This window comes from Halobacillus seohaensis (assembly GCF_042663045.1).
GTDB classification, from domain to species: domain Bacteria; phylum Bacillota; class Bacilli; order Bacillales; family Halobacillaceae; genus Halobacillus_A; species Halobacillus_A seohaensis.
The window spans coordinates 170,171-186,175 of record NZ_JBHSZV010000014.1; the positions used below are offsets into that span (position 1 = coordinate 170,171).

13 protein-coding genes and 1 other annotated feature are annotated in these 16,005 nt (G+C 37.7%); of the genes, 11 read left to right on the plus strand and 2 right to left on the minus strand.

Annotation, left to right across the window (positions count from 1 at the left end; translation table 11 throughout):
• Positions 1-425: 425 nt before the first annotated feature.
• Positions 426-1,172, plus strand: a complete 747-nt coding sequence (locus ACFQIC_RS07125) for an amino acid ABC transporter ATP-binding protein (protein WP_390217007.1) — start codon at positions 426-428, stop codon at positions 1,170-1,172.
• Positions 1,173-1,234: 62 nt separating this feature from the next.
• Here the strand turns inward: ACFQIC_RS07125 and ACFQIC_RS07130 are convergent, their stop codons facing one another.
• Positions 1,235-1,717 carry a LiaI-LiaF-like domain-containing protein gene (locus ACFQIC_RS07130; protein WP_204707229.1) on the minus strand — a complete coding sequence of 161 codons (483 nt, stop codon included), beginning with the start codon at positions 1,715-1,717 and terminating at the stop codon, positions 1,235-1,237.
• Between the two features lie 252 nt (positions 1,718-1,969).
• On the opposite strand from ACFQIC_RS07130, the gene hemA reads away from it, so the two are divergent.
• From hemA to spoVID, 7 genes are all read left to right on the plus strand, one after another.
• Positions 1,970-3,343, plus strand: coding sequence for a glutamyl-tRNA reductase (gene hemA / locus ACFQIC_RS07135; protein WP_204707227.1), 1,374 nt, complete (start codon positions 1,970-1,972; stop codon positions 3,341-3,343).
• Between the two features lie 14 nt (positions 3,344-3,357).
• Entirely contained in the window at positions 3,358-4,176 is an 819-nt protein-coding gene (locus ACFQIC_RS07140; protein ID WP_204707225.1) for a cytochrome c biogenesis protein, read from the plus strand.
• A 16-nt stretch (positions 4,177-4,192) separates the two neighbouring features.
• Positions 4,193-5,122 (plus strand): hydroxymethylbilane synthase, encoded by a 930-nt coding sequence (hemC, locus tag ACFQIC_RS07145; RefSeq protein WP_204707223.1) that lies wholly within the window; start codon positions 4,193-4,195, stop codon positions 5,120-5,122.
• Positions 5,122-5,871, plus strand: a complete 750-nt coding sequence (locus ACFQIC_RS07150) for a uroporphyrinogen-III synthase (RefSeq protein WP_204707221.1) — start codon at positions 5,122-5,124, stop codon at positions 5,869-5,871. The genes hemC and ACFQIC_RS07150 overlap by 1 nt, the downstream gene beginning before the upstream one ends.
• A 16-nt stretch (positions 5,872-5,887) precedes the next feature.
• Positions 5,888-6,865 carry a porphobilinogen synthase gene (gene hemB / locus ACFQIC_RS07155; protein WP_204707219.1) on the plus strand — a complete coding sequence of 326 codons (978 nt, stop codon included), beginning with the start codon at positions 5,888-5,890 and terminating at the stop codon, positions 6,863-6,865.
• Positions 6,866-6,894: 29 nt separating this feature from the next.
• On the plus strand, positions 6,895-8,178 hold the full coding sequence (gene hemL / locus ACFQIC_RS07160; RefSeq protein WP_204707217.1) for a glutamate-1-semialdehyde 2,1-aminomutase: 1,284 nt from the start codon (positions 6,895-6,897) through the stop codon (positions 8,176-8,178).
• Positions 8,179-8,657: 479 nt separating this feature from the next.
• Positions 8,658-9,641, plus strand: coding sequence for a stage VI sporulation protein D (gene spoVID / locus ACFQIC_RS07165; RefSeq protein WP_204707215.1), 984 nt, complete (start codon positions 8,658-8,660; stop codon positions 9,639-9,641).
• Here the strand turns inward: spoVID and ACFQIC_RS07170 are convergent.
• Entirely contained in the window at positions 9,638-9,826 is a 189-nt protein-coding gene (locus ACFQIC_RS07170) for a hypothetical protein (RefSeq protein WP_204707213.1), read from the minus strand. The two genes, spoVID and ACFQIC_RS07170, sit on opposite strands and share 4 nt — an antisense overlap.
• A gap of 88 nt (positions 9,827-9,914) precedes the next feature.
• Positions 9,915-10,138, plus strand: a binding site (T-box leader).
• A gap of 45 nt (positions 10,139-10,183) precedes the next feature.
• On the opposite strand from ACFQIC_RS07170, the gene ACFQIC_RS07175 reads away from it, so the two are divergent.
• From ACFQIC_RS07175 to ACFQIC_RS07185, 3 genes are all read left to right on the plus strand, one after another.
• Positions 10,184-12,826, plus strand: coding sequence for a valine--tRNA ligase (locus ACFQIC_RS07175; RefSeq protein WP_204707211.1), 2,643 nt, complete (start codon positions 10,184-10,186; stop codon positions 12,824-12,826).
• A 19-nt stretch (positions 12,827-12,845) separates the two neighbouring features.
• Positions 12,846-14,183 carry a bifunctional folylpolyglutamate synthase/dihydrofolate synthase gene (locus ACFQIC_RS07180; RefSeq protein ID WP_390217010.1) on the plus strand — a complete coding sequence of 446 codons (1,338 nt, stop codon included), beginning with the start codon at positions 12,846-12,848 and terminating at the stop codon, positions 14,181-14,183.
• A gap of 73 nt (positions 14,184-14,256) precedes the next feature.
• Positions 14,257-15,996 carry a sensor domain-containing diguanylate cyclase gene (locus ACFQIC_RS07185; protein ID WP_204707209.1) on the plus strand — a complete coding sequence of 580 codons (1,740 nt, stop codon included), beginning with the start codon at positions 14,257-14,259 and terminating at the stop codon, positions 15,994-15,996.
• Positions 15,997-16,005 lie beyond the last annotated feature (9 nt).

A 16,005-nucleotide genomic window follows, 5' to 3' on the forward strand; every position in this document is an offset into this window, starting at 1 on the left:
AAAGACTCTACCATGGGTGTTTGAGCGATGTTTCCACCTTTCTCCACACAATATCTCGGAATCGAGTCTTCAACAATCCTACCCCGTTAGTCATTCATGTAGCGCAAGATCAGCGCTACACTACAGAGAATGTAAATAGCATGATAATTGACTATAGTTGTTTTCGTTATGTTATCTGGGTTGCGATTTGGTCTACTAATTAGTCTGTTAATTCGTATGTTTCTTCACCGAAGCGGAACTGCTTACCAGTTTTTTGGGGGTGGTTTTTTTATTGTGTTATGTACTCACTGAAAAAAAGGGAAACACATTTGACTAATTGTCAGGTTTGCTTAGAAGTGCTGTATTTAATACTTGTGTTCCTATTATCTTTTGTGGTTAGCTTGGTTGAGAAGAAAATGGTTGTTCGTGATAAGTGAAGGAGGATCATGATTTTGGCTGAACGTAATGAAATGATAACAGTAAATAAATTGAATAAATTCTTTGGTGATTTGCATGTTTTAAAAGATATAGATTTTAATGTGAAAGAAAGTGAAGTGGTCGTACTTATCGGAGCTAGTGGTTCAGGTAAAAGCACGATGCTTCGTTGTCTAAACTTTCTTGAACTGAAAAACAGTGGAGAAATTATTATTCGTGGTGAAAATGTCAATCCAAAGAGGGACAATCTAAACCAAGTCCGACAAAAAGTAGGGATGGTATTTCAACATTTTAATCTATTCCCACATAAGACGGTCTTAGAAAATGTCACAGAAGCTCCTATACAAGTGAAGAAAATGGCTAAGGCGTCAGCGATTAAAGAAGGAAAAGATTTATTGGAAAAAGTAGGTCTTGCTGATAAGGAAAATGATTTTCCGTCCCGTTTATCAGGAGGGCAAAAGCAACGAGTTGCTATTGCGCGAGCGTTAGCGATGAAACCAGAAATTATGTTATTTGATGAACCAACATCTGCATTGGATCCGGAACTCGTAGGAGAAGTTTTGCAAACGATGAAAGATTTGGCATATGAAGGCATGACTATGGTGGTTGTTACGCATGAAATGGGATTTGCTAAAGAGGTTGCTGATCGTGTTGTTTACATGCATGATGGCAAAATAGTAGAAACTGGGCACCCGAAAGAAGTTTTTGATAACCCGAAAGAAGAGCGAACTCAAAGATTTTTAAGTTCGATTCTTTAGTTTTAGCACAGCCATGAAGGTCATTGATGGCTGTGATTTGTTTTTTTCGTCTTAAACGTTAATTATGAACGCTTTTTTAATATAAAGAGGCCCACTACTATAAGAACCAAAGGCCAAAATTGCTCGGTCCAACTAATCATTTGATAAATAAAACTAAACCAACCCGTGTTTGATGACTGGAAAAATGCAAATGCAGATATTCCTAATAATGTGAGAGCGGGGATGAGTCCTGACTTTGTCTTGAAGTATCTCAACAAAAAACTAAGTCCTACAATAATAGGGTATATTGACCAATGATCGATCCAATGCTCATATTGACTAAGTCCATGAAAGTGGATGCCCAGACCGAGTAAAACAGCTCCTGGGAGGATGTTAGCATGATCTCTCGCCATGTAACTATGTAATAAGAATGCAAATCCTATTATAAAAAGAATAGTGGGCCATGAGTAATATTGACTCAAAAAAGGTATATTTAATTGACGAAGAAGGAAGTATAGACCTAAGCCGATTAATAAATAGCCTGAAAGTGAATTTTGTTTTTTCATAAAAGATTCCTCCAGTAATACATAGCAAAATAAAATTGATTTCTTGCGCAATGGGATATGATTTGATATATTACACTCAGGTTTTAAATTAGATTTATTATAATTTGAAAGAAATCGCCATTTAAACTATAAATATATCCTACCATAAGGATTTCAAAATCTGTTCATATTTTCAGGGAAGATTTTAATTAGTTCATGTTATAATGGTATCATATGTGATTAGATAGGAACGTTGATATGGGGGTAGATGAAATGCATATTTTAACAATAGGCCTAAATTATAAAACAGCCCCTGTGGAAATTCGGGAAAAGCTTACATTCTCAGAGGATAATCTTACAGAGGCTATGCAAAAACTGAATGCCCAAAAAAGTGTTCTTGAGAATGTAATCATTTCTACTTGCAATCGTACGGAAATTTATGCGGTGGTTGATCAGCTTCATACTGGACGTTATTATATTAAACAATTTTTAGCGGATTGGTTCCAAGTTGAGAAAGAAGATTTCTCTCCATTCCTATCGATTTATGAAGCTGATGGGGCAATGGAACATTTATTCCGTGTGACGTCTGGTCTCGATTCCATGGTGCTTGGTGAAACTCAAATTTTGGGTCAAATTAAACAGGTTTTTCTGAAGGCTCAAGAAGCTAAAACGACGGGAACAATATTTAATCAGCTATTTAAGCAGGCTGTAACGATGGCTAAAAAAGCACACAAAGATACTGGTATTGGTGAAAACGCTGTGTCTGTTAGCTATGCAGCTGTTGAATTGGCTCGTAAAATATTTGGTGATTTAGTTCATAAACATATTGTGATTATTGGTGCTGGAAAGATGGGAGAGCTTGCCGCTAAAAACTTACATGGCTCTGGTGTGAAAAAAGTAACTGTCATTAACCGTACACTTTCCAAAGCCCGAGTAGTGGCAGAGCAATTTAATGGACAAGCTAAAACCATGGATAATCTTAATGAGGTATTGTCAGATGCAGATATTGTGATTAGTTCAACGGGGGCATCTGGATACGTCATTACTAGAGATCAAATGGAACCTATCCACAAAAGCAGAAAAGGTAAACCTCTATTCTTTGTAGATATTGCTGTTCCTAGAGATTTAGATCCGAACATGCAAGACTTAGATAGCATCTTTTTGTATGATATAGATGATTTGCAAGGTATAGTGGATGCGAATTTAGCTGTCAGAAAGCAAGCAGCAGAAGAGATCGAACTGTTAATAGAAGCTGAAATTGTAGAATTCAAGGAATGGTTACAAACGATCGGTGTAGTTCCGGTTATCTCAGCTTTGCGTTCCAAAGCTATGGGGATCCAAGCTGAAACGATGGAAAGCATTGAACGTAAAATGCCAGAATTAACTGAACGTGAGAAAAAGGTTTTACGCAAGCATACGAAGAGTATTATTAATCAAATTCTTAAGGATCCTATTCTGCAAGCTAAAGAGCTAGGTGCGAAACCTGAAGCTGAGGAAAGATTACGTTTATTCACGCAAATCTTCGGGATTGAAGAAGAAGTTGAAAAAGAAGTACAAGAACAAGAGAAAAAAAACAAAAAATCACTAAAAGCTAATTCAGAAGAAAATTTCTCTATTCCCACACTTAATAAGATCGTGAAATCATAAGGATGGAGTCAGCTATGTTTGAGCTCAAATGGATTTATGAATTGATCTTGTTGCTATATGGTCTGAGCTTAACTGGATACTTTGTTGATTTTATTCAAAATAACCGGAAGGCTAATCAGTTTGCCTTCTGGTTACTTAGTTTGGTTTGGGGATTACAGACTTTTTTTTTATTAGCACAAGTATTGGTCAAAGAAAATTTTCCAATCATGAATGTTTATGATGGTCTCTATTTTTATGCGTGGATTCTCGTCACGTTTTCGTTAATTATTAACCGTTTATTTAGAGTTGATTTTCTAGTATTTTTTACTAATTTACTTGGATTCATGGTTATGTTGATTCATATTTCAACGAGAGCACAAAGCATTCTGGATGATAAAGGGGTAGCACTGGTTCATGAAATGCTTGTTGTGCATATTACGCTTGCTCTTATTTCATATGGTTTTTTTACCTTTTCATTTATTTTTTCGGTTATGTACTTGTTTCAATATCGATTACTAAAACAAAAAAAATGGAACGCGAAATTATTTCGCCTTGGAGATCTAACGAAACTTGATCACTTTTCATATATTTCCGTTATCCTTGGAATGCCTTTACTCCTGATAGCACTAGTTTTAGGTGTAACGTGGGGGTATGTTTCTGAGGACACCTTCTATTGGTATGATTCAAAAACATTGGGGTCTATCCTAGTCCTTATCGTTTACGGAATCTACCTGTTTTTACGAGTGGTGAAAAGTTACCAGGGACGAGCAATTTCGATCTTTAATAGTGCGGCTTTTTTATTTTTGTTAGTTAATTTCTTTTTATTCGGTTCATTATCAAACTTTCATTTTTAATTGAGGAGGATTTAAGGTGCGTAAATTAGTTATTGGATCACGTAAAAGTAACTTGGCGATCACACAAACAGAGTGGGTGATCGAACAATTAAAGAAAATTGATCCTTCTTATGAATTTGAAATTAAACGGATCTCCACGAAGGGAGATCGCATTTTAGATGTAACTCTTTCGAAAGTTGGAGGAAAAGGCTTGTTTATAAAAGAAATTGAACAAGCGATGTATGATAAGGAAATTGATATGGCTGTCCACAGTATGAAGGACATACCAGGTGCTGTTGCTCAAGGGTTAACTGTAGCTTCAATTCCTCTTCGTGAAGATCACCGTGATGCCTTTATTTCTAATGGGAATATAGCTTTGAGTGATCTGAAAACAGGTGCCGTTGTTGGAACGAGCAGTCTTCGACGTGGTTCTCAAATTAAAGCCTACCGCCCAGATTTAGAAATTAAGTGGATCCGTGGAAATATAGATACACGCTTGAAAAAATTAAAAGAAGAAGACTTTGATGCGATTATTTTAGCAGCAGCCGGTTTGAAACGAATGGGTTGGGACGATAACCTCGTAACAGAGTATTTAGAATCGGATGTGTGCGTCTCTGCTGTTGGTCAAGGAGCACTTGCTATTCAATGCCGTGAAAGCGATAAAGAACTTATCGAATTCTTAAAACAGATTAATCATGAGTATACTGAAACTACCGTAAAGGCTGAACGTAAATTTCTTTCTGATTTGAATGGAGGTTGCCAAGTACCTATTGGTGGTTATGCCTACCTTGAGGGGGATGAAATTACTCTCAATGCGCTAGTTGGTAAACCAGATGGTTCTGAAATCTTACATGAAGTTGTGAAAGGGAACGATCCCGTTGCGGTTGGTAAAGAGGCTGCTGATCGATTGAAAGCAAGGGGAGCTGTAGAAATAGTTGAAAAGGCTAAAGAGGAGTTCGACCAGTAATGAAGCCTTTAATTGGTAAGAAAGTCTTAATTACAAGAGCATCTTCTCAATCAGACTCTTTTATTGCACAACTGAACAAGGCTGGGGCTACAACGATCCATGAGCCCCTTATTGATTTTCAATTGAATAACTCAATAGAAAATGAGCGTATTTTCTCTAGACTTCACGATTTTAGCTGGGTTTTCATAACAAGCTCTAATGGCGTGAAGTTTTTTTTCGAATGGCTGGACTTGCTAGGATTGGTAGCGCCAACTTCTTGTCAATGGGCAGTTGTGGGTTCGAAAACAGAAGATGTGCTAAAAAACTATGGTGTAAAGGCTAATTTTATTCCTTCTAGCTTTCAAGCGGTTACTATGGCAGATGAGTTCTTTACAAATCACAGGAATCCTGGCAACATACTATACGTGAGAGGTAATTTATCAAGAGATATGTTATTGAATGCATTTGAAAACAAAAGTGTTTTTTTTGAATCAATTACAGTCTATGATACTCTACTAATTAAAGAGTCAGAAACAATACTTAATCATTTAAATACACTAGATGCTCTTACTTTTACCAGTCCATCAACGATCCATGCTTTTTTGAGTGTAGTTGGAGAACGGAAAGTAGAAGCTTTAAGAAAACCTTGTTTTTGCATAGGATCTACGACAGCTGAGGAAGCAAAGTCATTAGGGTTTCAATTCGTTTATTACCCTGATGATTTCACTATTGAATCCATGTCGGATCAATTAATTGACCACTTTAGTTAGGAAGGATAGATATTATATGAGTGACTTACAATTTAAAAGACATCGTCGGCTAAGAAGAACGGAATCTATGCGTGCATTAGTACGAGAAACCCATTTACAAACGGATGATTTAATTTATCCGATATTTGTTGTAGAAGGAGAGCAAGTGAAAAAAGCAGTTGCTTCTATGCCCGGAGTACATCATGTCTCACTTGATAACTTATCTGAAGAAATGAATGAACTAGAACAACTAGGGGTCCGATCTGTGATCGTCTTTGGAGTTCCTAATGAGAAAGATGCTGTAGGCAGTCAAGCTTATCATGAAGAAGGTATAGTACAACGAGCTATCCAGCACATTAAAGGAGCACACCCTAATTTAACGGTTGTTGCTGATACTTGCTTGTGTCAATATACAGATCATGGGCATTGTGGTGTTATTCGTGACGGGGACATTGTAAATGATGAATCTTTAGAACTGATTACGAAAACCGCTGTCAGTCAGGTGAAAGCTGGCGCTGATGTGATCGCTCCTTCCAACATGATGGACGGATTTGTAACGGCTATTCGCCAAGGTCTAGATGAAGCAGGTTATAGTCAGATTCCTGTTATGTCTTATGCTGTCAAATATGCTTCAGCTTTTTATGGCCCCTTCCGTGATGCTGCTCATAGTTCACCGCAATTTGGTGATCGACGTGGATATCAAATGGATCCAGCAAACCGATTAGAGGCGATTCGTGAAGCAGAATCAGATGTTGAAGAGGGAGCGGACTTTCTGATCGTGAAACCCGCTTTGGCTTATCTCGATATTATGAGAGAAGTTAAAGATCGATTTAATTTACCACTTGTTGCTTATAACGTTAGCGGTGAATATTCCATGATTAAGGCAGCGGCTGCAAATGGATGGGTTAATGAAGAGGAAATCGTTATGGAGAAGCTCACTTCAATGAAACGTGCCGGAGCTGATTTAATCATTACTTATTTTGCTAAAGATGCAGCAAGATATTTGAACCAATAAATGATAATGTGAAAGGATGTAGGGTCACAATGAAAAAATTTGATCGGTCTGTAGATGCTTATAAAGAAGCGGTTAACTTAATGCCAGGAGGCGTTAACTCTCCTGTTCGTGCTTTTAATTCTGTCCATATGGATCCAATTTTTATGGAAAGAGGAAAAGGTTCAAAGATTTATGATATTGACGGAAATGACTATCTTGATTATGTATTAAGTTGGGGGCCGCTTATCCTAGGACATGCGGATGAGCGCGTTGTGGAGTCTTTAAAGAAAACCGCTGAATTAGGGACAAGCTTTGGCACCCCTACCCTAATTGAGAATGAGTTAGCGAATCTTGTAATTGACCGTGTACCTTCAATTGAGATGCTTCGAATGGTGAATTCTGGTACGGAAGCAACGATGAGTGCTTTACGTGTGGCCCGAGGATATACGGGTCGAAATAAAATTTTAAAATTTGAAGGTAATTATCATGGACATGGAGATTCTCTTCTCATTAAAGCTGGCTCAGGTGTAGCAACTCTTGGACTTCCTGACTCACCAGGTGTACCAGAGTCAATTGCTGAAAATACAATTACGGTACCTTATAACGATATAGAAAGTGTCAAATATGTTTTCGATGAATATGGAGATGACCTAGCTGCAGTTATTATTGAACCTGTTTCTGGAAATATGGGGGTTGTTCCTCCAGAAGAAGGTTTTCTTCAAGATCTCCGGAAAATCACAGAAGAGAACGAAACCGTTCTTATTTTTGATGAAGTGATGACCGGCTTTCGAGTGGGATACAATAGTGCGCAAGGACACTTTGGCGTAACGCCAGACATGACTTGTCTCGGTAAAGTTATTGGCGGAGGTCTACCTGTAGGAGCTTATGGAGGCAAACGTGAAATTATGGAGCGCGTTGCACCGGTAGGAGATATTTATCAAGCAGGAACTTTGTCTGGTAATCCATTAGCCATGACAGCCGGTTATGAGACGCTAAAGGCTATGGATCAAGCTGCTTACCAAAAAATCAGCAAGAAAGTTGATCGTTTAATTGAAGGTTATAAGGCGGCCGCTGAAAAATACAATGTACCTCTAACAGTTAATCGTGCTGGATCAATGGTAGGTGTATTCTTTACAAATGAACCAGTAGTAAATTTTGAAACGGCTAATCAGTCTGATTTAGAAATGTTTTCTAGGTATTACAGAGGAATGATTGAGCAAGGTGTATTCCTTCCTCCTTCTCAATTTGAAGGGATCTTCTTGTCTAGTGCTCACACAGACGAAGATATTGAAGATACAATTCAGGCCGTGGAAACGGTATTTCAAACATTATAAAAGAGTTAGAGTCAGGATTCTATACGGAGTAGTTCAGTTTTGGAGTACAAAATGCATTTGTACCCCTTAACTGAACTACTTTTTTTATGTGAATTAGTTGCCGAATCATTTGCAGTGAAGAACAATTAGTACCGAATGATGGTTTCATTATTTGAAACAGAGAAAAGAAATCAGAACGACGGTACGCTTTTCGAGGAGGATCGTCGTTCTCTACTTCCCCCTTGCCATAATCGAAACCGTTACAACTTTTCACCTTATTGTTCATGTTACTGTAAATACGCCAGAACCATTGGTTAACACGACAAAAATGTTGAATTGAATAAACACCCGAAATTGGATTCTCTGGAAGCTATAAAGAACTGAACAACTTAATTCTATAGATTGTCTCTTTTTCTCACCCTTCCCATGTATATCAATCAAACTATTGCATAGATTGAAAGTAGGTGACTTTGTTGATTAATTTGGGAGGGGACATAGTTATGCAAAATAATCAGGAATTTACGTTTTATCTCGATGAATCTCTATGGTTTAAGGAAGGACAGGGAGTGAGTGAATTAATTGGAATTTCACTCGAGCCAAAAGTAGCAATATCTGATTTAGGGGAAGAAGTTAGATTACATGGTACTGTCGAACTTTCGGGCGAGTATTTGCCAAATAAAGAAATTGAACCTTATAGGAATTCAGACTCGGTTCCTGCAGGTCGAGTAATCGAAGTTGTTGATCGGGAAGAGGAAGGGATTTCATCATTTACTCATTTGTTTCCTGTTGAGATCACAGTGTCTAAGGAAAGAGTGGCTAATTTAGAAGAAGTTGTCATTAATATAGAAACCTTTGATTATGAGTTACCTGAACCTACTCAATTAAGCTTGCATGCTCAGCTGAATATGAATGGTATTTCACAAGAACGAGCAGTTGAACCCGTAGAAGAGGATGATGGTGTAATAACGATTGGACCTGTACAATATAAAGACGAAGAACCTTCTCCTGCTCAAGAACTAGAGGCTAGAGAGGTAGCGGAACCTGTTGAAATGGAACTGGAAAATGAAATTGAACTAAAAAAAGATGAAGAACCTGTAAGAGAGGAACTTGAGTTAGATTTTGAAGAGAGTAGCCGGAAAAACAATTCACAGTCTTTATCTGAGTTTTTCCAGCCTGACCAGTATGAGCAAAGTCCACAGGAAGTTACTCTTAATAGATGGGAGAATAGCAATTCATCATTAGATGTAGAGGAAGAAACAGAAAATGAATCTTCACCATCAGTGAATGGGTTCAAACAAATATTTCAGCACCTATTTCCAAATAGAGATGAGACCTATACCCAAATGAAAATGTACATTGTGCAAGAGGATGAAACTATTGAAATGATTGCGGAACGTTACGAAGTCCCAGTTAAACATTTAGAAAAGGTAAATCATGTTGAAGCAGAGGTAACCCCAGGTCAAATCGTATACATTCCGAATTAAACCCATTTATAGCGGAAAGCTAAATGGACACCAATACAAATTCCAAGTAAAAAAATATCGATCGTCGTTGGAAAGATTAATGTACGAAACAGTTGATAAATAGCTATAGGTAAGCTAGCTTGTTCGATGACATACAATAGATGTCGGCACCACGGGGGCAAGCGATAGCGGTATATTCTACTCATCTTTGATCCCTCACTTCCATACAAATTTTCAAAACAGTTGACTTTACAAGGGCATTCTATATACAATATGATTATTCAATACTATATGTGAAATGCTATGAATGGGAAGAGTACATGAATCATTCCTTCAGAGAAGAAAACATTAGCTGAGAGTTTTCTAGGAATATGAGGCATGGAAGGTCGCTCAGGATGCAGCTTCTTTGAAAAGAGTAGAAGAAGCCGGTTAAAAGTCGTTATTTATCATGAAGTGTACAGGGTTTTCTCTGTAAATTAAGGTGGTACCACGGAAAAGTAATCTCTTTCGTCCTTTATTGGATGGAAGGGATTTTTTATTTTAATAAATCAGGAGGAATTAGAATGGAACAAAAGGATGTATCAATGCCAACAAAATATGATCCGTTGGCTATTGAAAAAGATCGATACAAATACTGGGTGGATGGAAAGTTCTTTGAAGCCACAGGGGATAAAAATAAAGAGCCTTATACCATAGTTATTCCCCCGCCAAATGTAACAGGTAAGCTGCACTTGGGACATGCTTGGGATACGACACTTCAAGATATCTTAACTCGTGTCAAGCGAATGCAAGGGTATGATGTATTGTGGTTACCAGGGATGGATCATGCAGGTATTGCCACGCAAGCTAAAGTGGAAGCTAAGTTAAAAGAACAAGGTACTTCACGGTATGACTTGGGTCGTGAAGCATTTTTAGAAAAATCTTGGGATTGGAAAGAAGAATATGCACAGTTTATTCGTACTCAATGGGAAAAACTCGGTCTTGGTTTAGACTATTCCAGGGAAAGATTTACGTTGGACAGTGGTTTATCAGAAGCTGTTAAAGAAGTATTCGTTAAACTTTATGAAAAGAACTTAGTTTATCGTGGTGAATATATAATTAACTGGGACCCTTCTACAAAAACAGCCCTATCTGATATTGAAGTAGAGTATAAAGATGTTCAAGGAGCCTTCTACCATATGCGTTATCCATTGAAGGGTGATGAAGGATCTATTGAAATTGCAACAACGCGTCCGGAAACGATGTTAGGGGATACGGCCATTGCTGTACATCCTGAAGATGATCGTTACAAGCACTTGATAGGCAAAAAAGCTATTTTACCAATCATCGGCAGAGAAATTGAAATCGTAGCTGACGACTACGTGGATATGGAATTCGGATCAGGAGCTGTTAAGATTACACCGGCACATGACCCTAATGATTTTGAAATTGGAAATCGTCATAACTTAGAACGTGTACTTGTTATGAATGAAGATGGTTCTATGAATGAGAATGCAGGAACTTACCAAAATATGGATCGTTTTGAGTGCCGCAAGCAGTTAGTGAAGGATCTTCAAGAAATTGAAGTATTATTTGACATTGAAGAGCATATGCACTCTGTCGGTCACTCCGAACGAAGCGGGAAGATTGTTGAACCATATTTATCAACTCAGTGGTTCGTAAATATGGAGCCCCTTGCCCAAGAAGCTATTAAGCTTCAAGCTGGTAATGATAAGGTGAGCTTCGTTCCCGATCGTTTTGAGAAAACCTATTTGAATTGGATGGAAAATATCAGGGATTGGTGTATTTCCCGTCAGCTTTGGTGGGGACATCGTATTCCTGCTTGGTACCATAAAGAAACGGGAGATATTCATGTTGGAAAAGAGGCACCAACAGATATTGAAAATTGGGAACAGGATGAAGATGTGCTAGACACATGGTTCTCATCCGCACTATGGCCTTTTTCAACTATGGGATGGCCTGACAAAAACAATGAAGACTTTAATCGTTATTTCCCTACAAATGTACTTGTAACAGGGTATGACATTATCTTTTTCTGGGTCAGTCGAATGATTTTTCAGTCGATCGAATTTACAGATCGTCGACCGTTTGAAGATGTTCTTATTCATGGTCTTGTTAGGGACGCAGAAGGACGTAAAATGAGTAAATCTTTAGGCAATGGAGTAGACCCTATGGATGTGATAGAGAAGTATGGAGCAGACTCCTTACGTTATTTTCTTTCTACAGGTTCTGCCCCAGGGCAAGATTTACGTTTTCAATGGGAAAAGGTAGAATCAACTTGGAACTTTGCTAACAAAATTTGGAATGCATCACGCTTTGCCTTAATGAACATGGGAGATTTAAAATATGAAGAGATCGACTTAACTGGTGAGAAGTCAGTCGCTGACGATTGGATCTTAACACGCTTAAATCAAACGGTTGAGCAGGTTACCAAGAATATTGACCGTTACGAATTTGGAGAAGCGGGTCGTCACCTTTACAACTTCATTTGGGATGAGTTTTGTGATTGGTATATTGAAATGGCTAAGCTTCCTTTATATGGGGAAGATGAACAAAGAATTCATACGACACGTTCCATCTTAGCTTATACTTTGGATCAAATTATGCGCATGCTTCACCCGTTTATGCCATTTATTACAGAGGAAATTTGGCAGCACCTACCTCATGAGGGTGAGTCCATTACTCAAGCATCCTGGCCTGAAGTTAGGAAGGAATTTCATAATGAACAAGCCGTTGCAGAAATGGAACGTTTAGTATCTATTATACGTTCTGTCAGAAACATCCGAGCCGAAGTTGATACGCCGATGTCAAAAGAAATTCAATTGATGGTACAAGGAAAAGATGATCAAGTAGTTGCGGAACTTGAAAAAAATCGTAGTTATCTTGAGCGCTTCTGTAATCCAAGTGAGCTATCGATAGCAACGGAACTTCAAGTTCCAGAAAAAGCCATGTCTGCAGTAGTTACAGGGGCAGAACTTTACTTGCCTCTTTCCGGTTTAATTAATATTGATGATGAAATTAAGCGTCTGGAAAAAGAACGGGAAAAGTGGGATAATGAAGTCAATCGGGTTCAGAAGAAACTATCCAATGAAGGATTTGTTAGCAAAGCCCCAGAGCATGTTGTTGAAGAAGAACGAAAAAAAGAAAATGATTACTTGGATAAGCGTGCAAAAGTAGAAGCGAGAATGAAGGAATTAAAAGCATAAATAATAGGAGGGTATTCTTATGAATACTCTCCTATTTTATAATGGGTTAACTATTTATGAAGCGAGGGACGAACTTATGAATTATGAGGATGCTATAAAGTGGATTCACTCAAGAGAAAAATTTAAAATCAAGCCTGGTTTAAAGAGAATGGAATGGATGATGGACAGGCTATCCAATCCAGAAACTAAACTTAATTCCATACACATTGCTGGAACCAATGGAAAAGGTTCAACAGTTTCTTTTTTAAGAAGTTTACTACAAACTCAAGGTTATTCTGTAGGAACATTTACGTCACCTTATATTATTCGTTTTAATGAAAGAATGAGCATTAACGGGGAAGCAATCTCTGACTATGAGTTAGCAGATCTTGTTGGAATCGTAAAACCTCTTGCTGAGAAACTCGCAAAAACTGAATGGGGGGAGCCCACAGAATTTGAGGTCATTACAGTTATGTCTATCATTCACTTCTCAAATAAGAATGTAGATTTTGCTATTTTTGAGACTGGGATTGGCGGGCGTTATGACTCCACTAATGTCATTCAACCATTGGCATCAGTAATAACAAATATAGGAAAAGATCATATGGCAATGCTCGGAGATACATACGAAGATATAGCTTCTGAGAAGGCTGGCATTATAAAAAAGGATACGCCGATATTTACATGTGTTAAACAAAAGGAAGCGATGGACGTTATTGAGGAAGAGGCCAAACGAAAAAATGCTCCACTTTACAGGGCAGACTTTGACTTTTCAACCACTTACCTAAGGACCTCTGAAAAAGGAGAAGAGTTTGAGTTCCAAATGGGAAATTATTGCTCTCCTCGTCTCTTGTCACAAATGAAAGGTACACACCAAGTAGCTAACGCATCTTTAGCCATAGCTACAATTGAACACTTGCGAAGGTCTGGCTTTTTGATTCAAAAAAGTTTTTATTCAGAAGCGATAGAGAAGACCACTTGGCCAGCCAGATTTGAAACTGTTCAGTCCCGGCCTCGTGTCATTTTGGATGGCGCCCATAATGAAGAGGGAACTCTAGCGTTACTTGATACTATTAAACGGTATTTTCCTGGCAAGTCTATATATCTATTATATGCAGCTGTTGAAGGGAAACCTGTTACAAAAATGCTTCATACCTTACAACCTCTCGTAAAAGAGGCATGGTTTACACAGTTCACTTTCCCAAAAGCTTTGCTGGCCAAAGATTTATACGGGTTATCCATGATTCAACCGAGCTATTACGAAAGTGATTATAAACAAGCCTTACTAGAAATATCAAAAAAAATGACAGAGGAAGATGTATTGGTTATTTCTGGTTCCCTTTACTTTATTTCTGATATTAGGAAATTTTTTGAATAAAAAGAAGGGCTGTGCTATTATTATAATTGTTTGAATATTCCAGTTATAATTCTTAAGAGGGGGTGGAGATCTGTTGATTTCAAGGCGAAAAAAGTTGGCCATTTATGGTGTTTGGCTAGCCATTTGGCCGTTAGCGATTTGTATAGTTTACAATCATACATCGCTTTCTCTTAGGGATTATCAAATAGATATCACTAGTTTTATTATACTAGCCTCAATTGTTGCACTATTTCCATTGTTAATGGGAAATTATCCTGTATTTTTAACAAATGGAGTTAGTTTTGCTGCTTTTTTGTATTTTGGATTACTTGTAGAGATTATCGTTTTTCAAGTAGCTATTATTTTCTTAATGGTAAAGCTTAGAATTGGTAAGGCTGACTTTTTTCGTGTTCCGCTTAATATGGTGATGTTTCTCGTTATATCGATTTTAACTGCTTCTCTTTATAATGCGCTTGGGGGAGAACACGGAAGTCAAGCACTCAACTCTGGGAGCGACGTTATTCCGGTATTTGCCTATGTAATCGGTCAAATAGTGGTGAACCAAATCTTTCTTCAGTTTTTAAGTCAATACCTCTATGGACGAAAACGTAAAAAAATGATTGATCAGGGTATGATTTGGGAATTACTTACGACCTTATGCATTGCCCCGATCGGGTTTATACTCTACTTTGTTTATACTAAGATAGGATCTTCTGCTATTTACTTAATTGGAATTCCATTCGTGTTGATTTCAATTACTCTGAGGCAATTCTATAAGACAAGCCAGGTAAACCGCTACTTACAGAAAACAGGTGATATTGGACATGAGCTTACGGGTAGCTTAGGAGTCCAAGATGTATTAGATGTGTTTGTTAATAGAGTAACAAAGTTATTACCTATAGATTATATGTATATATTTGATGTGACTTCTAATCATTCCATGAAGTTAATACGTTTTTATGATCGTGTTTATCAAACTGAACTTCCCGAGATCGATTTAATTGAAGACCAGAGTATTAGTGGGGATACATGGAAGACTGGTAAAGGAAAACATTACAATAGCAAGAAAAAGTGGAAGCATTTAATTAACCCCGATACACCTGAGAATGTCGAAAGCGTTTTGTCCCTACCGGTTACACGACAAAGTAAAATCGTTGGAGTTATTACGATCTATGCAACGAGACACAAAGCATTTTATAAGTATCAATATATGATATTAAATATTTTGAGTAATTATTTAGCAGTAGCTATTGATAATGCTAAATATTACGAAAAAACGAAAATAGAGAATGAACGCTGCCCATTAACCTCATTGTATAATTATCGTTATTTTGAAGATTATTTACAATCCATTGCTGATGACTGGCGAAATAACAAAGGGAATCAACCAGTATCACAAATCTTATTAGATATAGATCACTTTAAATCGGTGAATGATTACTTTGGCCATAAAGCGGGAAATGAAATTCTTTGTCAGTTAGCCAGACGATTAGAAGCTGTAATAGCAGAACGTGGTGTTGTCGCTCGATATGGCGGAGAAGAATTTGCTGTCATACTACCAGGCTATTCTAGTCAAGAAGCAGTAACTATAGCAGAGGAAATAAGACAGTCAGTTAATCATAAATCATATGTGAGCTATGAACATATCTTAAGTGATAATCAGCCGCAGAACATAGACGTAACCGCTAGTTTTGGTGTGGCTTCCTACCCCGAACATTGCGAAGATTTATTAGAACTTACTCGGCAGGCTGATCGTGCGATGTATATTGGCGCAAAACGACAAGGACGTGATCGAGTGGCAAGTTATGAAAAGTTAAAACAAGCGGCTGAATGAATCGTTCAT